Raw genomic sequence first — 21,057 nt, 5'->3', positions numbered from 1 at the left:
TGAAGGGAAGCGTTTCCGGTGACTGAGCAAGCTCCTGGCGTCCGCCGACGAGCCACGCGCCGGGTTCGCCGTGCGCCGGTGTCGTCCACGCTGCCGCGGCTGCTGCTGGCCGCCGTCGAGCGAGCCCCGGAAGCGCCCGCGCTGCGGTTCGACGGGCAGACCCTCACCTACACCGAACTCGACCAGTGGTCCTCGCGCCTGGCCAGGGTGCTGATCGCGCGCGGCCTCGGGCCCGGCGACCGCTTCGTCCTCGCGCTGACCCGCTCGATCGAGTCCGTGGTCGCGGTGTGGGCGGCGGCCAAGACCGGGGCCACCTTCGTGCCGGTCGATCCGCGGTACCCGGCCGAACGAGTCGCCCACATGCTCACTGATTCCGGTGCCGGGTTCGGGCTGGCGAAGGCGGCGGACGCGGCACGTCTCGACGCGGGAATCCAGTGGCTCTCCATCGATTCCGACGAGTTCCACGCCGAGTCGGCCGCGATGTCGGACCAACCGGTGAGCGCGGGCGAACGCCTGCGCAGGCTCTCCCCGGACGATCTCGCCTACATCATCTACACCTCCGGCTCGACCGGCGTCCCCAAGGGCGTCGCGGTCACCCACACCGGTCTGGCGGGGCTGTGCGCCGAGCAGGTCCGGCGCTTCGGTATCACCGGCGACTCGCGCACCCTGCACTTCGCCTCGCCCAGCTTCGACGCCAGCATGTTGGAGATGCTCCTGGCGATCGGGGCGAGCGCGACGATGGTGATCGCACCGCCCGATGTCTACGGCGGCGACGAACTGACCGAACTACTGCGCGCCGAACGCGTGACCCATGCCTTCATCACCCCCGCGGCCCTGGCCGGGCTCGACGCGGCGGCGCTGCCGGAACTGACCGCGCTCGCCGTCGGCGGCGAGGCGTATCCGCCCGAGTTGATCGCACAGTGGGCACCGGGCCGCGCGTTCTTCAATGTGTACGGCCCGACCGAGACCACCATCGTCTGCGCGATGAGCGATCGACTGACCGCCGACGACGTGATCACCATGGGCGACACGATCCCGGGAATGACGGCACTGGTCCTCGACGGCCGCTTGCGTCCGGTTCCAGACCGTGTGCCCGGTGAGCTCTACCTCGCGGGCGAAGGTCTGGCCCGCGGCTATCACGACCGGGCCGGGCTCACCGCGAGCCGGTTCGTGGCAGACCCGCTCGGTCGCGGCAGGCTCTATCGCACCGGCGACCTGGTGCAATGGGTTCCGGTGCCCGGTGGGGTCGGCCTGAAATTCCTCGGTCGCACCGACGCGCAGGTGAAACTGCGAGGCTTCCGCATCGAACTCGGCGAGATCGACGCGTTGTTCGCCGCCGACGACACGGTGCGCTTCTGCGCCACCCTCATCCGAACGCTGCCCAGCGGGGAGAGCGCTCTCGTCTCCTATCTCGTCGCGGCCGCGGGCGCCACCATCGACACGGTGGCGCTGACCAGGTTGGCCGAGCAGCACCTGCCCCAGCACGCGGTGCCCGCCGCGATCGTGGTGCTCGACGAGGTTCCGCTGACGCCGGTCGGCAAACTCGATCACCGGGCGCTGCCCGCACCGGAACTCGTCGCGCGCGAGTTCGTGGAGCCGCGTGGCGCCACCGAACGCACCGTGGCGGCGGTCTTCGCCGAGTTGCTCGGCACGGACCCGATCGGGAGCGGCGACGATTTCTTCGCCCTCGGTGGCAATTCACTGCTCGCCACCCAGCTGGCTGGTCGCCTCGGTGCCGCCGTCGGTGTGCGAGTACCGGCCCGCACCGTTTTCGAACACGGCACGGTGGCCGAGCTGGCGACCGCACTCGACGCGCTGGTCGGTGACGCGTCGGTACGCGTGCCGCTGACCCGGCGTGACCGCGGAGCGCACGTCCCGCTGTCGCTCGCCCAGCAGCGCATGTGGTTCCTGGCGCGATTGGATCCCGAATCCAGCGCCTACAACATCCCGGTCGCGCTTCGCCTGTCCGGCCGACTCGACACCGCCGCGCTCACCGCCGCGCTCGACGACGTGCTCGAACGGCACGAGGTGCTGCGCACGGTGTACCCCGAGCACGAGGGCGCGGGCTTCCAGCAGGTGCTGCCCCTGGCCCAGGCCGGTCTCGACGTGCTGGTCGACCCGATCGCGGAATCCGACCTGCCGAGCGAACTGGCCCGGCTGACCTTCGGCGGGTTCGATGTGTGCCGTCGAGTTCCCGTGCGCGCGGCCGTGTTCCAGCTCTCCGCGACCGACCACGTGCTGGCCGTCGTCGTGCACCACATCGCCACCGACGGCTTCTCGCTCGGCCCGCTGACGCGCGACCTGATGACCGCCTACGCCGCCCGTGCCGGCGGCGTCGCGCCGGGCTGGGAGCCGTTGCCCGTGCAGTACGCCGACTACACGCTGTGGCAGCAGGAAATGCTCGGCGCGGCAGACGATTCCAGCTCACTGCTGGCCGCGCAGCTAGGGTTCTGGCGCACCGCGCTCGCCGGTGCCCCCGCTCTGCTCGAGCTGCCCACCGACCGCCCGCGTCCACCGGTCGCGGGCACCCGCGGTGCCGCACAGGACTTCGCTGTTCCCGCGCAGGTGCATATCGCACTGGAAACCCTTGCGCGCGAACACAACGCCTCGCTGTTCATGGTGGTACGTGCCGCGCTGTCGGTGCTGCTGGCGCGGGTCGCCGGTACGGATGACGTCACCGTCGGCGCTCCCGTCGCGGGCCGTGGTGAACCCGAGCTCGACGATCTCGTCGGCATGTTCGTCAACACCGTCGTCCTGCGCACCCGCATCGACGCCGCCGAATCCTTCGCGGCCCTGCTCGATCGGGTCCGCGATATCGACCTGGCCGCCTTCGCCCATGCCGATGTGCCCTTCGAACGGCTTGTCGCCGAACTGGATCCGCCGCGCACCCAGGCCCACCACCCGCTGTACCAGGTGGCGCTGTCGTTCCAGAACTTCGGCGCCACCCGCCTCGAGCTGCCCGAGTTGACGGTGTCGGCAGTCGATCTGGGCGAGGACGCCGCGCCGGTGGACCTGCAGCTCACCGTCGTTCCGCTCGAGGACAGCGACGGACCCGCCGGTCTGCGCTGCTCCTGGCGCTACGCCACCGACCTGTTCGACGCCTCGACCATGGAGACGCTCGGCACCCGCCTGGCCGGGCTGCTCGCCGCGGCCGTCGCCGCTCCGCACCGGCCCGTCGGCGACCTGCCGTTGCTGACGGCGGACGAGCTGACCGAGCCCTCGGGCGAACTCCGCCCCGTCGCGGACTCGACGTTGCTCGACGAATTCCGGGCCCGTGCCCAGCATCGTCCGGACGCACCCGCGGTCACCTTCGGCGAGGTCACGCTCAGCTACGGCGAGCTGGCCCGTCGCGTCAACCAACTGGCCCGGCTGCTCGTCGCCGACGGCGTCGGCCCCGGAAGCACTGTGGGCGTGGCGATTCGGCCGTCGATCGATCTCGTCGTGGCCATGTACGCGGTCTTCGCGGCCGGTGGCGCCTACGTGCCGCTCGATCCCGATTCACCCGCCGAACGGCGCGCCGATATCCTCGCCGCCGCGCAGCCGGTGTGCCTGCTGACCACGACGGCCGACGCGATCGAAGCCGACGGCCTGCCGGTCGTGTCGGTGGATCGGGTGGCGCTGTCTGCCTTCTCCGACACCTGGCTGACCGATGCCGATCGCCTGCGCCCGCTGCGCACCCTCGACCTGGCGTATGTGATCTTCACGTCCGGCTCGACGGGCAAGCCCAAGGGCGTCGGCGTACCGCATTCGGCGATCGTCAACCAGGCCGCGTTCATGGTCGGCGAGTACGGCGTGGGGGAGTCCGACACTGTCCTGCAGTCGATTCCGTTCACCTTCGACGCCTCGATGATCGGTTTCGCCACCCCGTTGCGCGCGGGCGCGCACATGATCGTGGCCGCCTCGCAGGGGCTCACCGATCCGGCCTATCTCGCCGAACTCATTGCCCGCCACCGTGTCACCGGCACCACCATCGTGCCCTCGGTGCTCCAGATGCTCCTGGATTCCGCACCGACCGGCACCCTGCGATCGGTGCGCGCGGTATGGGTCGGCGGTGAAGCACTGCCGAATGCCACCATCGAACGCTTCACCACCGTCACCGCGGGGCGTCTGCACAACCTGTACGGTCCCACCGAGGCCACCGTGTCGATCACCGGCGCCGACGTGACCGAGGTGGGTGACGGCATCGTTCCGATCGGCGTGCCGCACTGGAACTCCCGCGCCTACGTACTCGACGCGCGGCTGCGGCCGGTGCCCGTCGGCACGCCCGGCGAGCTGTATCTGGCCGGTGCGCAACTGGCCCGCGGCTACCTCGGCAGCCCCGACAAGACGATGGAACGATTCGTCGCCGACCCGTACGGTCCGGTCGGCGAACGCATGTACCGCACCGGCGACCTGGTGCGCAGGCTGCCGTCCGGTGACCTGACCTACCTGGGCCGCACCGACGTTCAGCTCAAACTGCACGGCCTGCGCATCGAACCCGGTGAGATCGAGGCGGCGCTGCGCACGCATCCGGCGGTCGCGGGTGCGGCGGTCGCGGTGCACCACGAGCAGCTGGTCGGCTACGTGACGCCCCTCGATGCCGCGGTGGACACCGCCGAGGTGCTGGCCACCATCCGAACCCTGTTGCCCCCGTACATGATTCCGCACCGCCTGCTGGTGCTCGACGAGTTCCCGCTCGGTGCCACCGGCAAGCTCGACCGCAAGGCGCTGCCCGCGCCCGCCGTGGAGATCCGCGAATACCAGGCGCCTGCCACCGCCGACGAGCAGATCGTCGCGACGGCGATCGCCGAGGTTCTCGACCTCGAACGGGTCGGCCGCGACGACGACTTCTTCGTGCTCGGCGGCACCTCCCTCGCGGCGATCCGGGTGCGCGCCACCCTCGCCGAGCAACTGGGCATCGAGGTGCCGCTGCGCCTGCTGTTCAGCTATCCGCTGGTCAGCGACCTGGCACTGGCCCTGCGCGACGAGTCCTCGGCCTCGGCCGCCGGGCCCGACCCGGCCGTCGACGCGATCCTCGACCCGTCGATCGACCTCACCGGCTGCGCACCACAGCGCATCGGCGCACCGGCCACGCTGCTGCTCACCGGCGCCACCGGATTCCTCGGCAGCTTTCTCCTGCGCGAACTCCTGGAGCAGACCTCCGCGACCATCCACTGTCTGGTCCGCGCCACCGATGACGCGGGCGCGGTGGATCGCATCGTCTCGACCGCCGCGAAGTACCGCATCGACCTGACGCCCTACGTCGACCGAATCGTCGGCGTACCCGGCGATCTCGCGCAACCGAACCTCGGCATGGACCCGCTGCGCTTCGCCGAACTCGCCGCGAGGGCCGACGCGATCTATCACAACGGCGCACTGGTGAACCACCTCGAACCGTATGCGCGGATGCGGGCGGCCAACGTCGGCGGCACCACCGAGGTGTTGCGCCTGGCCACCACCACCCGGGTCAAGCCGATCCACTATGTGTCGACCCTGTCGGTGCTGGCGGGGGTCCCGCAGGACAACGGCGTTCCCGCCGGTCTGCCCGGTTACGCGATGACCAAGTGGGTCGCCGAGCAGCTCGTGCACACCGCGATCGAGCGTGGCGTTCCCATCGCCGTCTACCGCCCCGGCTTGATCACCGGCGACTCCCGCACGGGCGTGGCCCCTGCCGAAGACGCCTGGTGGACGATGTTGCGGTCCATGCTGGTGCTCGGGGTGGCTGTCGATGTGCGGGCGATCGCCATCGAGATGGCCCCGGTCGACCATGTCGCGGCGGGGATCGTCAGCCGATCCCGCCAGGCGGCGGCCATCGGCAATATCTTCCGGGCCGCTGGCGCGCAGGTGCCGCTGCAGGTCGTCTACGAGGAAATCCGCAGCCGTGGTTACCGTTTCGACTTCATCGACCCGATGGAATTCGGCCTGCAGCTCTCCACTGCCGCCGAACGCCCCGACGCGGACCCCATCCTGGCTCGGGCCTCCGCGCTGAGCGGCAACTACGCGGCCGCTCTCGCCAAGGCAAACCCGGTGGCGGTGCTGAGTGAGGTGGAATCGGCCCCGGTCGAGCCCTTCCGCGGCCTGCCGATCGAGTTCCCCGCGGTCGACGCCGAGGTCATCGCCCGCTACTTCGACCACTACATCGACATCGGCTTCTTCCCCGCGCCCGATGCCGAGAACCTGGCGCGGGCCTGAATCCAGGACCACTGCTGTGGCGGAGGCGTCCCGCAGGAGCACGAGCTCCTGCGGGACAGCGGATCACTTCGCGTAGTCGTAGAACCCACGCCCGGTCTTGCGGCCCAGTCGGCCCGCGTCCACCATCCGGCGCAGCAGTGCGGGCGGCGCGAGGTGCGGCTCGGCGAACTCCGCGTACAGCGACTCCGACGCCGCGAGGGCGATGTCGAGGCCGACGGTGTCGAGCAGCGTCAGCGGGCCCATCGGGTAGCCACAGCCGCCCTTCATCGCCGCGTCGATGTCCTCGGCGGTGGCGTAGCCCGACTCGAGCATCCGAATCGCGGAACAGAGGTAGGGGATGAGCAGCGCGTTGACGATGAACCCGGAGCGGTCACCGGCCTGCACGGCCATCTTGCCGAGGGTGTTCTTCACGTAGTCGGTGACGGCCGCGGCCGCTTCCGGAGCGGTCACCAGGGTCGAGATGATCTCGACCAGCGGCATCACCGGCACGGGGTTGAAGAAGTGCACGCCGACGACCCGCTCGGGGCGCTCGGTCGCGCCCGCCACCTTGATCACGGGGATCGAGGAGGTGTTGGTGGCCAGGATGCCCTCGGGCTTGACGATCTTGTCCAGCTTGCCGAAGATCTCGTACTTGAGCGCCTCGATCTCCGGCGCCGCCTCGATCACCAGGTCGCGATCGGCGAACTCGTTCATGTCCAGGGTCACGCGCACCCGCGCGAGCACAGCGTCGGCCTCGTCCTGGGTGATCTTGCCCTTGGCGACGCCGCGGGCGATCGAGGTGGCGATCCGGTTCTGCGCCGCCTCGGCGAACTCCTGCTTCGTCTCGAGCACGAGCACCGAGCTGCCCGCCTTGGCGCACACCTCCGCGATACCCGCACCCATCGTGCCGCCGCCGATTACACCGATCAACTCCATTGCCGAACTCCCAACATCGCATTGCCCTGGTTGTCCCGGGGATTATTTCACCCGGGCTGGCACTCAGTGCCACAGGCTGTCGGAACGTGAGCTATCGCACGGGCCGCACATGCCCCTGAACAGGGAATTCGTCGGGCGGGCCGCTTCACTTACCCGCTGGGTACACCGCGTCGACTTCGACTTCGACCAGCCATCCCGCCACCGGCAGGCTCGCTACTTCCAGGGCGAAGCGGCTCGGCCGTGCCGCGTTGCGGACCAGGGGCGCGGCCGGTGCCGCGGTGCCGAGGGGGACCAGCTCGGTGTCGCCGGTGGTGAGATTCGTATTGGCGAAGAACTGCCGGTAGGCGCGGTTCCAGCCGGCGTAGTCGGCGCGGTCGGTGCCGGGGGCGTTGTCGAGGAACACGCGCATGGTGATCACGTTGTCCAGGGTCAGGCCCTGGGCTTCGAGGTTCTCCCGGATTCTGGCCAGCACCGACATGCCCTGTGCTTCGGTGACGGTGACACCGGCGGGCAGCTTCGCGTCGGCGAACTGCTGGGTGTCGATGAAGGATTCGGGGCTGCCGGTGGGGGCGGCTTTGTTGGTGGCAGTGGGGCCTAGGCCGCTGGTCTTGTAGACGGCGGCGTCGGCGGCGATCGTCACGCCCTGGGCGATCATCGGATTCGCCTGTCCCGCTTCGAGAACCGACGTACTCGGCGCACCGGTCGGCTTCGACTCGACCGGGTCGGCGGAACAGGAGGTGAGGGCGAGCGCCGCGAGGGTCGTCACGGCCAGGGTGATCGTCGTCTTCATGGTTGATACTCCTTGTCGGGGTGAGAGATTCAGGCGGCAACGCGGGCGTGCAGGGCGGTCACCACGTCGCGGGCGGAGGTGAAGGCGCCGTGCTGCCAGGCGATCGCGTTGGACAGGTGGTCGCCGGCGAAGTAGATGCGCTCCACGGGGGCAAGGAGTTTCGTGTATTCGGGGGTGGCCTCACCGCCGTGGGAATTGCTGCCCGACCAACCGACCCACGCGCCCTCGGAGTACTTGGTTCGCCGCCAGCTGCCGGAGAACGACGAGGCGATGTCGCGTCGATACTTGTCGCCGTGCATCGCCGCGCCCTCGTCGACGGCTTTCGCCAGACGCTGCCGGTGCGTGAGTGATTCGAAGGCTTGATGGCGTTTGCCGGTGTTGTAGTAGCCGACCACCACGCCGCGGTCGCCGTTGTAGTGGTCGTACGGGAACATGATCTGGGAAATGTCTTTGTCGGTATTGCTCGCGCCGCCGTAGATCCGGTCGTCGAGCTCCCACCAGCGGCGCGAGTACTCGATGCCGAGCTTGCCGGACGACACCGGGATCGCCGCCTTCAGCGCGGTGAGCACGTCGGCGGGCAGGTTGTTGGCCAGGCGACCGACGAGATATGGCGGCAGCGTGCAGATGCAGTAGTCGGCGTCGAGGGACTTCCGCGCGCCGTCCTGGGTGTATTCGATCCGCACACCGTCGGGGGTGTTGTTCATCGCCGACACCTCGGCGCCGAAATGGATTCGCTGCGTGCCGATCTCGCGCTGGAAGGCGGCGTAGATACGGTCCATGCCGCCGACCGGGGTCATCATCATCATGGCCTGGTCGTAGCCGAATTCGAAGCTGAAATTGCGGCCGAGACCGCTGCGGATCGTGTCCGACATCGGGAACGGTCCCGGGTGTTCGCCGAAGTTCAGACCGCCACCGGGCTCGGCGGTGTAGCCGCGCCGGGTCGAGCCGAGGTAGCGGCCGTCACTGGAGAGGTCGCCGAAATCGCGCAGGAACGAAGACAGCGCCTCCTTGTCGGCGCCGGAGAGCACGTCGTCGAGTGCGCCCCGCGACGCGGCCTTTTGCAGCAGCTCGGACATGTAGCCGTACATATCGGCCTTGGCCGCGCGGTACTGCACCGACTGCCCGGAGATCGAGGTGCCGCTCTGATAGTTCACCAGGGTGTTGGCGTTCTGATTGCCGAACGGCTGGATCTCGACACCGAGTTCGCGACAGTAATCGAGGGTGATGTGGCTCTGTGGGATTCGCGTGGCGCCCAGGTTGAAGTAGTGCCCTTCGGCGAAGGTGCAACTCTGGGTCTCGCCGTTGAGATCGGTTTCGGTGGTGCCGTTGCGCACCGACCACACCCGCCCGCCCGCTCGCTTCCTGGCTTCGAGCACGGTCACGTCGTAGCCGGCTTTGCCCAGTTCGTAGGCCGCGCACAACCCCGAGGGCCCGCCGCCGAGGATCGCCACCTTCGCGCCACCGTCGGCCTTGCCGATGAGGTCGCCCATGGCGGGCGAGCGGAACGACACCTGCGCCGTCGCGGGTGCGAGGCCGAGGGTCGACATCGCGCCGTAGGCGAGACCGGCACCACCGGTGAGGCCGAGACTCTGCATGAATGATCTTCTGGTGACTGCCATGGGAAGCTCCGTCCGCCGCGATATCCGTTCTGCGACAGCGTCCGTCGAGGGTGGGTCGGTGCCGCTACGCCGTGGAAAACGTTCACCGATCGGTGAGTGAGATCGGCGTCGGCACTTTCTCGCTCGGTGTCCATCGGTTGACTCGCGCCCGCAATACCCCTGAAACCAGCTCTGGCTAATCTCGCCCGCACCGACAACTGGGAGGTGTGTGGTGACGGCACTGGCCGACGCGGTCGCGCGGTCGTTCGCGGCGGGAGAACCCGAGCGACCTGCGGTGTCGCCGTTGCGCGCGCTCGGGCGCAGGCAACTGTCCGGGGTGGCGCTGCTCGGTCAGTCGGTGGCCACCACCGCGCCCGCCGCGTCGATGGTGCTGTTGCCGGTCACCATGCTCACCCACGACACGCTGCTGCCCGGGGCGGTGACGATCATCGTGGCCACTCTGGTCGTCACCCTGATCGCGTTCTGCGTCGCACAGTTCACCCGGCGTCTGTCCGCGGCGGGCGGCCTGTACACCTTCGTCAGCCATGGTGCGGGACCGCGTGCGGCGCTGACGTGTGGTGTCGGCATGCTCGTGAAGTATCTGGGCAGTGCGTCTTTGACGATGTATCACGGGTCGCAGACCGCGCTCGCGTTGGCGGCACAACTGGGAATCACGCTGCGCGGCTGGCAGATCGGGGCGGTCTACCTCGGCATCGCGGTGCTGGTCGGGGCGGTGCTCGTGCGCGGCGTGCGGTTCGCCGCGATCGCGATTCTGGCGGTCGAGGCGTGTTCGCTGGCCTTCATCATCGGCCTCATGCTGGTATCGGGGCCCGCCGTCGCGATCACGCCGACCGCACCGAATGTTCCCGCGGTGCTGGCCATCGCGATGTCGGCGCTGTTCGCGCTCGCGGGCTTCGAGAGCGCCACCTTCTTCGCACCGGAGACGCGGCGTCCGCTGGTCACCGTCACCCGTACCGTGCTGCTCACCCCGGTCCTGTGCGGGGCACTGTTCATCTTCGCGTCGTGGGCGGCCTGGTCCGGGCATGCGGGAGCGGTGGTCAACGCGTATCTGCACGGGACGGCGAGTGGGTCGAGTCTGCTCGTGGTGATCCTGCTCGACGCGGGGCTGACGTGCTCGTGGCTCGGATCGTCGATGGCCTCGTCCAACGCGGCGTCGCGACTGGTGTATTCGATGAGCGTGGAGGGCGTGTTGCCACGGCTTTTCAGCCGGGTAGGGACACGATTGCGGACCCCGCACGTGGCGCTGGTGGTGATCATCGGAATCGTAGCGACGGTCGGTTCGGGCTTCGTCGCGCTCGACGGTGTGCCCGCCGTAGCCAAGACCGTCATGCGCACGGCGCTGGCGCTGTCCTACATCCTCGTCGCGGTGGGCGCTGTGCTGTTCCTCGGCCGTATTCGCGAGCTGAGCCGGGTCGACCGTTTCGCCGGGTGGATCGGCAGTGGCGTACTCGCCGCGGTGCTGGCCTGTCTGACGGTGTCGGATGCGAGCGACGGTGTGGTGGTCGCGCCCGCGACCGTGCTCGCGGTGCTGGTGGTCGGTGCCGCCTGGTACCGGTATCTGCGCGACGCCCGTCCCCGAACGCTCACGGCCATCGGTGTTTTCGACAGTCCCGAATCCGCTGACGTGCTGCCCGGTGCCGGGGCGTTCGCCGTCAACGCCCGCGGCGCGATGGCCCTGGTGGGGGCGGACCGCGGCCAACAGTGACAACGACGACCCGCCGCGACGGCCCGACCGGGCACGAGCCGAGGGCTGTCCAGAAGGCACTGGCCCTGCTCGAAGCGGTGGCGCAACTCGGCTCGGGCGCCACCGCGAAAGACATCGCCGCGCAGACCGGCATCGCCCCCGCGACCGCGTACCGCCTGCTGAATCTCCTTGTCGCCGACGGCTATCTGGTGCGAATCGAGGACCTGTCCGGCTTCGCCCTCGGCCGCCGTACCCGTGAACTCGCCGGGGCGGCCGCGCCGGAGCCTGCCTCTGGCAATTCCCGCATCCTCGGCGAACTACGCGCCCAGCTGCGCTTCGGCATCCATCTCGCCTCCTTCGCCGACGGCCGGATCAGGATGATCGACAAGGACCCCGACCACGAGCTGAGTGGGGAGAAGGTGCTGGTCAACTATCCGCACGCCTCCGCGATCGGCAAGATACTGATGGTGCGGCACCCCGAATTCGCTGCCGAGGCAACCCTGCGCAAGGTCACCACCTTCACCATCACCGAAGCTGCCTACCTCGCCGCCGAACTTCGCCGAGTCGCCGCGAACGCCGTTGCTGTCGAGGTGAACGAATGCCGCCTCGGCCGCAGCGCCGTCGCCGTTCCGATCCGCACCGCCGACGGCACCATCACCGGCGCCCTGGCGGCGATCGGCAAGACCGGCCGTCTGCCCGTGCACGACCGCGACCTCATCGACCTGCTCACGTCCTCCGCCGACCGGCTGACGCTGTGACAGCGGCGCTATTTCTCGCTGTCCGGCTGTGGTCGAACGGTGAGGATCTGCTCGGCGCGCCCGACGGGACCGCGGATGTCGTGCAAGACGGTGCTCGTGATGCCTTGGCCGGTGTGGCCGAAGGTGACAGTGGTGTCGAGGCCCGTCCACCCCGCCTCGGGTTGCCGGTACAGGTGAATGGTCAGATCCAGGTTGGGGAACATCCATTTGGTGGGTTCTTGGCGGACCGCGATGCCGTTGGCCGTGTCGACCAGGGCTACATACGACGCCAGGGCGCTCGCCTTTTCGCCCGCGACCAGATCGAGAGGCGTGGACAGCCACGCCGTGGTGCGTCCGGGCTGGGGGATACCGACCGGCCGAGTCTCCAGTGAAGCGACATACCCGCCGGGCCACACGGAACCGAGCGGCCACGGCGACAGCGATTCCGGCGCGGGGAGTCGGTCCGGCTCGCCGCCCGCGACGGCGCAGGTGTCCTCGGCCGTCATCAGCCAGGCGCGCGCCGACACCGTGGCACGACCCGCGATGGTGACCGTCGCCTCGACGAGTTCGATCGTCCGACCCGGACGGATGGTTTCGACATGAATATCGAACTGCTCGAACGTGTTTCGGCCGAGGATATCGAAGCCCAACCGGCTGATCAGTAGCTCGGTTCGTCCTTCGTCGGCTCGCACTCGTTCGATCTCGTGGACCAGCAGCCCGCCGAGCGGGCTGAAGTGCTGCTCATCGACAGCCCAGGCCCCTCTCGCGTGAACCGTCGGCACGAAGCTGTGCGCACCGACCCGTTCGAAATAACTGGGTCGCGGTTGCGCCGTATACGTCACCGGGTTGCGCCTTTCGATCAATTCTTGTTCTCGCCACCGATGTGACCACGCGGTCATATCAATGGCTCGACTGTAAGCTGGGACGGTGCGTCAGGCAACCGGCTCGGGGACCAAAGGGGTGCCGCGTCAGGAACGGGAGCGACGAATACTGGCCGCTGCCACGCTCCGTTTCGGCACCGACGGATATCGGCGAACCTCGTTGGAGGCTGTCGCCGCGGAGACCGACATCTCCAAGGCGCTGATCTTGAGCTTGTTCGGCAGCAAGGACGCCCTGCATCTGCGGTGCGTGCAGGAGGCTGGTGAGGTGCTGGTCACCGCGATCACCGGAGTGCTCGCCACCAGTCCGGCCGAATACATGGCTTCCGACACCCTCCGGTGCATCTTCGAATCACTGCGTGACCGGCGATACGACTGGGAACTGCTCCACGACACGACGGTGCTGGAGACCACGGCCGGCGGGCGGGCAGCGCTGACCTACCGCGCGTCGATCCGCGCGCTCGCGATGGACGGAACCTTCGCGTTGCTCGGTCCTCGGGGCCCGGTGGATCCGACCGACCGCGAGATCCTCGCCGACGTGTGGCTGGGCATCCTGTCGGCACTGGTGAGCTGGTACCAACGCCATATCGATGAGGTGAGCATCCCCGAGATGCTGGTGCGGTGCACCACGGTCGCGACAACCGTCGGTGATGTCGCGTCGATCGCGGGGCGCGAATCCTTCAGCCCTCGGTTCGACAGCGATGCCCGGAACGCGTTCTGACCGAACGGTTTCCGGAACGTTCGGGGGTCGGCGATCCGGTGGGAGCGCCGACCCCGATGAGCGTGCAGCGGTTTCGGTTATCTGACCGGCGTCAACTCCGGCTCCGCGGATTCTGGTTGTCCGCGTCCGAGGATCGAGTGCCTGCGACCGTACGCGAAGTAGACGATGACACCGAGTGCCATCCAGATCACGAAGCGCAGCCAGGTCTCGATCGAGAGGTTGACCATCAGCCACAGGCAGGCCAGGGCGCCCAGGATGGGAACCACCGGTACGAACGGGACGCGGAATCCGCGCGGCAGATCCGGACGGGTCCGGCGCAGCACCAGCACCCCGATCGACACCAGCACGAAGGCGACCAGCGTGCCGATATTGACCATTTCCTCCAGCGTGCCGAACTCGACGAAGCCGGCCAGCAGCGCGCACACCACACCGACGAGCACGGTCAGCCGAACCGGCGTGCCCTTCTTCCCGGTCTTGGCCAGACCTCGGGGGAGCAGACCGTCACGGGCCATGGCGAACAACACCCGGGTCTGCCCGAGGAACATCACCATCACCACGGTCGACAGCCCGGCCAGCGCGCCGATGGCGATGATGTTCTTCACCCAGGTCGCGCCCTGGATGGCGAAGGCGGTGGCGAGCGTGGCGTTGCCGTCGGCGAGTTCGGTGTAGGACACCATGCCGGTGAGGACCACCGAGACCGCGATGTAGAGCACCGTCACGATCGCCAGCGACGCCAGGATGCCGCGCGGGATGTCGCGCTGTGGGTTGCGCGTCTCCTCGGCGGTGGTGGCCACCACGTCGAAGCCGATGAAGGCGAAGAACACCAGGCTGGCCGCGGCGAGCAATCCGTACCAGCCGTAGCTGGTGCCACCGGATCCGGTGAGGAAGGCGAACAGCGACTGGTGCATACCCTCGGCCTTCTGCGACGGTTGCGCGGGCGGGATGTAGGGCGTCAGGTTCGACGGCTTGAAGTAGGTCGCGCCGACGACCAGCACCAGCGCGATCACACCCAGTTTGATCGCGACGGCGACGGCCGAGACCCGCGACGACAACTTGGTCCCGGTCGCCAGCAGCACGCCGACCACCGCGATGATCAGCACCGCGCCCCAATCGAAGGTCACCGATCCGAGGTGGACCACCGGCGCCGACGACCCGAGCACTTCGCCGAGGTATTGCGACCAGCCCTTGGCGACCACCGACACCGCGAGCGCGAACTCCAGGATCAGGTCCCAGCCGATGATCCAGGCGATCACCTCGCCGAAGGTGGCGTAGGCGAAGGTGTACGCACTGCCCGCCACCGGCACGGTGGAGGCGAACTCCGCGTAGCACAGGGCGGTGAGCCCGCACGCGATCGCGGCGAAGACGAAGGCCAGCGACACCGCCGGTCCCGCCACCGTGCCCGCGGTGCGCGCGGTGAGGGTGAAGATGCCCGCGCCGATCACCACCGCGACGCCGAAGACCGTCAGGTCCTTCGCCGTCAGATCCTTGCGGAGCTTGGCATCCGGATCGTCGGTGTCACGGATCGACTGCTCGACCGACTTGGTGCGGAACAGGCTGCTCTTGTTCATCATCAGAGCGACCTCGGAATGGCATCGAGGCGGCGCTCGGCGAATCGGTTGGCGGCGGCGCCGGTCCCGATCCCCTCGGTGATGGCGGCGGCGATGATCTCGCGGCAGCGCGGGTAGATGTCGGCGACCTCGGCTTCGACCTCGGCCGGTGCGGCGGCGCGCAGTTCACCGGCCACCTGGATGAGGCCACCGGCATTGGCCACGAAATCGGGTACCCAGGTGATGCCGCGGTCGGTGAGCGCCTGCTCGACCTCGGGTGTCGCGAGTTGGTTGTTCGCCGCGCCGCAGATGAGCTTCGCCTCGATCGTCGCGGCGCTCGCCGCGGTGAGGGTGGCGCCCATCGCGCAGGGGGCGTACACGTCGACCGGCGCGGTGGACACTGTCGACAGCAACCGGACGGCGGGCAGTTCGTCGGTGATGCGCCGCAGCGCCGCCTCGTTCACATCGGTCACGCAGACCTCGGCGCCGTCGGCGAGCAGCAGGGCGGTGAGTTCGCGCCCGACCTTGCCGACGCCCTCGACGCCGACCGTACGACCGGCCAGTGTCGGTGCACCCCAGACGAATTCGGCTCCGGCGCGCATCGAGTGGAAGACGCCGAGCGCGGTCAGCCTGGCACTGTCGCCGCTGCCGCCCGCGCCGACGCTGCGGCCGGTGACGTGGCGGGTGTGCCGACCGATGACATCGAGATCGTCGGTGTTGGTGCCCACGTCACCGGCGGTGATGTAGCGCCCGCCGAGGGTTTCGACGAAACGCGCGTAGGCGGCGAGCAGGTCCGCACTCTTCAGCGTGGCCGGATCGCCGATGATCACCGCTTTGCCGCCACCGAGGTCGACGCCCGCCGCAGCGGCCTTGTAGGTCATGCCCCACGACAGTCGCAGGACGTCCTGCAACGCGGCGGATTCGTCGGCGTAGGGGTAGAAGCGGGTACCGCCGAGGGCGGGGCCGAGCGCGGTCGAGTGGATGGCGATGATCGCCTTCAGCCCGGACCTGTCGTCCTCGCAGAACACGACCTGCTCGTGGGCGCGGGCGCTGAGCTCGTGCGATCGGCCGAAGACTCCTGCTTCGGTGTGCGCAACGGTCACTGTCGATTTCCTTTCTTGTTACCGCGCACCGCGGATCGTGCCCGGCGTGCGACGGTGTTGTGGTGCCGCGGGTGTGCGGCGGTGTGGTTGCACCACAGGGTGTCCGGGGGTTTCAGTCCTCGATGCCGAGATCGCGCAGTCCGGCGCGGTACAGCTCGACATTGCCGAGCTTGATGTCCTCGTAGCCGCGCACCACATCGGGCAGTGCGGCGGCCGCGACGGCCGTGTCGTAGTTCTCGGTGGTCAGGCCATCAGCCAGTCGTCGCACCATGTCGGTGTAGTGGGCCAGCAGTTCGCGTTCGACCTTGCGGACGTGGGCGTAGCCGAAGGGGTCGAGCTTGGTGCCGCGCAGGAACTTCCCCTTGGCCAGAACCTTCAGCGCCACATGCGACTTCGGCGTGAGTCCGATCTTCTTGTCCCGACCCAGTGCGCGCAACATCGGCGGGTGCAGCTTGTAGGTGAGCTTCTCGCCACCTGGCACCTGGGCTTGCACGTCGGCGAGGAAGTCCGGGTCCACGAGCAGTCGGGCCACCTCGTACTCGTCCTTGTACGCCGTGAACTTGAACAGCCCGCGCGCGACCGCCTCAGTGAACTCGGTGCGCTCGGTGACGGAACGTTCTGCCGCCCAAACTGATTCGACCGCCTCGAGGTATCGGCGCGCCACCTTCGCGTTCTGGTAGCCGATCAGCTGCGCTGCTCGCAGTTCCACGAGCCGGCGCACCTCGCCCTCGAAGCTGGTGTGTGCCAGCAACTCCGCGGGCGCCACCGGCTGGGTGTGCCGCGGCCGACCTGTTTCGACCGCCGCCGCGAACGCCGCCGGATCGGCGACGGCGACTCGCCCCCACCGGAACGCCGCGATGGTGGCGTTCACCGCGACACCGTTGATCCCGATGGCCTCCTCGATCGCCGCGACCGGCAGGCGCAGTCCGCCGCTCTGGACGGCCGCGCCCACGATCAGGAAGTTCGCCGCCGCCGTGTTCCCGAACAGGGTCAGTGCCGCCGCGAGCGCATCGAAGTGACTGATCGAATTCGTTGCCGTGGCAAGCCGATCCAGCAGCGTGTCCGTCGCGGGGTAGGCCACCGACTTGTCGAAGACCATCTCACCGGTCGGGGTCTGGCTCGTCGACGCGACCGCCACGGTGCTCGCCGCATCGCCGTACTGGAGGTAGCGGGGGTCGGTGGCGGTCAGCAGGTCGACGGCGAGCAGGCAGTCGGCGCTGCCGGGGGTGAGCCGGTTGGCCGGCTCCAATTCCGTTGTGGAGAAACGCAGGTGGGAGAGCACCGGACCGGCCTTCTGGCTCAGGCCGATCTGGTCCAGGCTCTCCACCTCGTATCCGGCGCGCAGGGCGGCGGTGGCCAGCACCTGGTTCACCGTCACGATGCCGGTGCCGCCGATGCCGGCGATCAGCACGTTCTGCGTGCGGGTCGGCGCGCCCGTGCCTGGATCGGCCACCACCGGCGGCTCCGCGATCTCGCGGCGCTGCGCCTTGCGCTTGTCCGGAACCACTTCCACCGTCACGAACGACGGGCAATCGCCGTCCAGGCAGCTGTAATCGGTGTTGCACGAGGTCTGGTCGATGCGGGTCTTGCGCCCGAATTCCGTCTCGACCGGCTGCACGGACAGGCAGTTCGACTTGGCGCCGCAGTCGCCGCAGCCCTCACAGACGGCCTCGTTGATCACCACCCTGGTGTTGCGAACCGGCAGCGTTCCGCGTTTGCGCTGCCTGCGGGCGTCGGCGGCGCAGTGCTGGTCGTAGATCAGCACGGTGACGCCCTCGATCTCGCGCAGCATCCGCTGCGCGTCGTCGAGCCGGTCGCGATGCCACAGCAGCGTGCCCTTGGCCAGTGCCCGCTTGCGGTGACGCTTGGGATCATCGGCGCAGATGATGATCTGGCCGACACCCTCGGTGGTGAGCTTGTGGGTGAGCTGGGCGATGGTGATCCCGCCCTCCACGTCCTGGGCGCCGGTCATCGCGACGACCTCGTTCCAGAGCAGCTTGTAGGTGATGTTCACCTTGGCCGCCACGCACGCCTGCACGGCCAGCTGGCCGGAATGGAAGAAGGTGCCGTCGCCGATGTTCTGGAACAGATGCGGGACGTCGGTGAACGGCGCCTGCCCGATCCACTGGCTGCCCTCACCGCCCATCTGGGTCAGCCCGGTGACCGCGCTGTCGGTGCGCCCGGACATGGTGACCAGCGTGTGGCAGCCGATGCCGCCGCCGCCGATCGAGCCGTCGGGCAGCGCGGTGGAGCGGTTGTGCGGGCACCCGCTGCAGAAGTAGGGGGTGCGCTTGGCGGAGAGGACTTCGAGCGGAAGTGCCGGCGGCGCCGCTCTTTTCAGCTCGACCCGCCCGCGCAGCACCCGGCGCAGCGGGGCCAGTAGACGTCCCGCGGTGAGTTCGCCGTCGACCGGCATCAGGCGCGCGCCGCGCTCGTCCTGCTTGCCGAGCACCCGCGGCGCGCCCGGGGCGCCGTAGAGGATCTCGCGGACCTGGGTTTCGATGAACGCGGTCTTGTCCTCGACGACGATCAGTTGCTCGAGCCCGCGGGCGAACTCGGTGAGCGCGGCCGAGCCGAGCGGATACGGCATGCCGATGCGCAGCAACCGGATTCCGGCCCGGTGCATGGTCGCGTCGTCGACACCCAGATCCAGCAGGGCCTGGCGGACGGCGTCGAAGGTGGTGCCGGTGGCCGCGATCCCCACCGCTGCCTCGGCCGGGTCCACCTCGATCACGTCGAGGGCGTTGGCCGCGCCGTAGGCGTGCACCGTCGCCCAGCGCGGTCCGTACAGGTCCGCCTCGGCGAGCACGCTGTCGGTCGGCGCCGCCATCGGCCGCTGCCGGTACACGAAAGGCCTTCCCTCCCACTGCACTTCGGGCACCGTCACGGCCAGATCGGCGACGCCCGCGTCGACTGTCCAGGCGCCGTCGGCGACATCGGCGACGATCTTCAGCGCCACCACGCAGCCCGACGCCCGCGACAGCGCGATGCCCTGCATGCCCAGGGTGATGATCTCCTCGGCATTGCGCGGGAACAGCACCGGAACGCCCATGGCGGCCAGCGAGCGTTCGCTCACCGCGGGCACGGTCGACGACTTCGAGGCCGGATCGTCGCCCACCAGCAGCAGCACGCCGCCGCGCGGGTTCACCCCGTACATGTTGGCGTGCCGGATGGCGTCGGTCGCGCGGTCGACGCCGGGGCCCTTGCCGTACCAGACGCCGACCACGCCGTCGTGGGTCGGCCGTCCGGCGGGCAGCTCGGCCTGGCTACCCCAGACCGAGGTGGCCGCCAGTTCCTCGTTGAATCCGGGCACGAAGGTGATGTCGTGCTCGGTGAGCACCTCCGGCATGCCGAGCAGCATCTTGTCCACCCCGCCCAGCGGGCTGCCCTGGTAGCCGGAGACGAAGGTGGCGACGCGACGACCGGCGCGGATATCGCGCACGTGCTGTTCCACCATCAGTCGGGCGATGGCCTGGACCCCGGTCAGCAGCACCGGGCCCGCGCCGGAGCGGTAGCGATCGGCGAGGTCGTAGGGTGCGGCCGGGTCGGCCAGCGGTCGGGCGGTGGAACAGACGACGCTGGTCATGATCACCTCACTGCGCGAAGGAACTTGCTATCGGTGCAGCGAAATGTGCCGGTGATGGGTGATCTGTGTCAACAGTCGGTCAAGAAGTTGATCAGACTGCTCAAAAGTGATCTGCGCCACTGACTCGAATGCGTCAATCTGCTCGAGCCGCGAGACCTAGGTCACATCGCGGGTGTTCGTCAGATGCTCGACCAGGGGCAGGCTCCGGTACCCGATCGGGGTGGCCAGCGCGAGCATCGTCTCCGTGTGTTTCACGCCCTCGATGGCGTGGACCCGCTGGATGATCTCCAGCAGGTCCTGCTGGGATCGCGCGGCGATGCGGACCAGCAGATCGGCGCGGCCCGTGGTGGCGTGCACCTCGAGCACGTGCGGGAACCCGCGCAGCGTCTCGATGATCGGATCCATCTTGTTCTGGTCGAGTTCGATGCCGAGGAACGCGTGCACCGCGAACCCGATCGCCTGCACATCGATATCGGGCGGATACCCCCGCACGGCGCCCGAGGCTTCGAGCCTGCGCATCCGCGCCTGCACGGTATTGCGGGCGACCCCGAGCCGTTGCGCCAGCTCGAGGATCGGCGCCCGCGGATCACGGGCCAGTTCGGCCAGCAACGCGGCATCGAGTGCGTCGAACTTGATGGTCATGGGCGCATTCTGACACGCCGCGAACCGGCTGACTTCACACCGGAGTCAGCCGTGCAGGGTCGGTCGGTAGACGAGTTCCTGGATGTCGCCGTCGAGCGTGCGGTGCTCGAGCAGTTCGAGGTCGAAGTCGGCCGCGCCCCGGAAGATCGGGTCGTCACCGGTCTGTCCGGTGATCACCGGGAACAGCGTCACCTGGACTCGGTCGACGAGCCCCGCGGCCATCAGCGCCCGGTTCATCGACAAACTGCCGTGGGAGCGCAACGGCACCGCGGACTCCTCCTTCAGCCGGGCGACGACGTCGACCGCGTCGCCGCGCACGAGGGTTCCGTCCGGCCAGTCGAGTGGCCCCTCGAGGGTGTTCGACACCACCGTCGCCGGGAGATCGCGCATCCGGGTGACCCAGGGGTCGCGCACCTCGTCCACGTCGCCGGCGGCCAGCATGTCCGCGAACGCCCGATAGGTGTTGGGCCCGAAGATCATTCGTTGCTCCACCTCGAACTGGGCGAGGCGGTGGTCGAGCAATTCGGGGCCTTGCTTGCCCCAGTACCCACCCCAGTCACCATGACCGTTGTAGCTGCCGAAGCCGTCGAGGCTGGAAAAGACATCGAAGGTGTAAGTGGTCGCCATCGGGTTCTCCTGATCGTCTGCGGGTTGTATCGATGCA

General features: G+C 68.8%; 13 protein-coding genes. 4 read left to right on the top strand and 9 right to left on the bottom strand.

Annotated elements, in window-relative coordinates:
* Positions 1–18: 18 nt before the first annotated feature.
* Positions 19–6,171 (top strand): non-ribosomal peptide synthetase, encoded by a 6,153-nt coding sequence (locus OHS03_RS20545; protein ID WP_328656297.1) that lies wholly within the window; start codon positions 19–21, stop codon positions 6,169–6,171.
* A gap of 63 nt (positions 6,172–6,234) precedes the next feature.
* Here the strand turns inward: OHS03_RS20545 and OHS03_RS20540 are convergent, their stop codons facing one another.
* From OHS03_RS20540 to OHS03_RS20530, 3 genes are all read right to left on the bottom strand, one after another.
* Positions 6,235–7,086, bottom strand: coding sequence for a 3-hydroxybutyryl-CoA dehydrogenase (locus OHS03_RS20540; protein ID WP_328656295.1), 852 nt, complete (start codon positions 7,084–7,086; stop codon positions 6,235–6,237).
* 145 nt (positions 7,087–7,231) lie between these two features.
* Positions 7,232–7,876, bottom strand: coding sequence for a Rid family hydrolase (locus OHS03_RS20535; RefSeq protein WP_328656293.1), 645 nt, complete (start codon positions 7,874–7,876; stop codon positions 7,232–7,234).
* Between the two features lie 29 nt (positions 7,877–7,905).
* Entirely contained in the window at positions 7,906–9,471 is a 1,566-nt protein-coding gene (locus tag OHS03_RS20530) for a flavin monoamine oxidase family protein (RefSeq protein ID WP_328664336.1), read from the bottom strand.
* Positions 9,472–9,706: 235 nt separating this feature from the next.
* On the opposite strand from OHS03_RS20530, the gene OHS03_RS20525 reads away from it, so the two are divergent.
* Together OHS03_RS20525 and OHS03_RS20520 are read left to right on the top strand one after the other, a co-directional pair.
* Entirely contained in the window at positions 9,707–11,200 is a 1,494-nt protein-coding gene (locus OHS03_RS20525; RefSeq protein ID WP_328656290.1) for an APC family permease, read from the top strand.
* A complete protein-coding gene (locus OHS03_RS20520; protein WP_328656288.1) occupies positions 11,197–11,937 on the top strand; it encodes an IclR family transcriptional regulator in 741 nt (246 codons plus the stop codon). Before OHS03_RS20525 ends, OHS03_RS20520 begins: the two co-directional genes overlap by 4 nt.
* 8 nt (positions 11,938–11,945) lie before the next feature.
* Here OHS03_RS20520 and OHS03_RS20515 read toward each other — a convergent pair whose 3' ends face one another.
* On the bottom strand, positions 11,946–12,758 hold the full coding sequence (locus OHS03_RS20515) for a thioesterase family protein (protein ID WP_328656286.1): 813 nt from the start codon (positions 12,756–12,758) through the stop codon (positions 11,946–11,948).
* An 85-nt stretch (positions 12,759–12,843) separates the two neighbouring features.
* Here OHS03_RS20515 and OHS03_RS20510 point away from each other — a divergent pair, with 85 nt between their 5' ends.
* Complete coding sequence (locus OHS03_RS20510; protein ID WP_328656284.1) at positions 12,844–13,515, top strand: TetR/AcrR family transcriptional regulator; 672 nt, start codon at positions 12,844–12,846, stop codon at positions 13,513–13,515.
* A gap of 77 nt (positions 13,516–13,592) precedes the next feature.
* On the opposite strand, the gene OHS03_RS20505 is transcribed toward OHS03_RS20510, so the two are convergent.
* The 5 genes from OHS03_RS20505 to OHS03_RS20485 all read right to left on the bottom strand — a co-directional run bounded on the left by OHS03_RS20505 (position 13,593) and on the right by OHS03_RS20485 (position 21,020).
* Positions 13,593–15,086, bottom strand: a complete 1,494-nt coding sequence (locus OHS03_RS20505) for an APC family permease (protein WP_328656282.1) — start codon at positions 15,084–15,086, stop codon at positions 13,593–13,595.
* Positions 15,086–16,165 (bottom strand): Glu/Leu/Phe/Val dehydrogenase dimerization domain-containing protein, encoded by a 1,080-nt coding sequence (locus OHS03_RS20500; RefSeq protein ID WP_328656280.1) that lies wholly within the window; start codon positions 16,163–16,165, stop codon positions 15,086–15,088. Before OHS03_RS20500 ends, OHS03_RS20505 begins: the two co-directional genes overlap by 1 nt.
* Before the next feature lie 112 nt (positions 16,166–16,277).
* A complete protein-coding gene (locus tag OHS03_RS20495) occupies positions 16,278–19,751 on the bottom strand; it encodes an indolepyruvate ferredoxin oxidoreductase family protein (protein ID WP_328656277.1) in 3,474 nt (1,157 codons plus the stop codon).
* A gap of 156 nt (positions 19,752–19,907) precedes the next feature.
* The gene (locus OHS03_RS20490) at positions 19,908–20,393 is read right to left on the bottom strand and encodes an Lrp/AsnC family transcriptional regulator (protein ID WP_056812198.1); all 486 of its coding nucleotides are present in this window, start codon (positions 20,391–20,393) and stop codon (positions 19,908–19,910) included.
* Between the two features lie 45 nt (positions 20,394–20,438).
* Positions 20,439–21,020: a dihydrofolate reductase family protein gene (locus OHS03_RS20485; protein WP_328656275.1), complete on the bottom strand. Its 582-nt coding sequence runs from the start codon at positions 21,018–21,020 to the stop codon at positions 20,439–20,441.
* Between the last annotated feature and the right edge of the window lie 37 nt (positions 21,021–21,057).

Origin of the sequence: Nocardia salmonicida, from assembly GCF_036142455.1 — a bacterium.
GTDB lineage: Bacteria > Actinomycetota > Actinomycetes > Mycobacteriales > Mycobacteriaceae > Nocardia > Nocardia salmonicida.
Note: the sequence above shows the minus strand (reverse complement) of the source record. Positions and strands in the feature narration are given on the sequence as shown.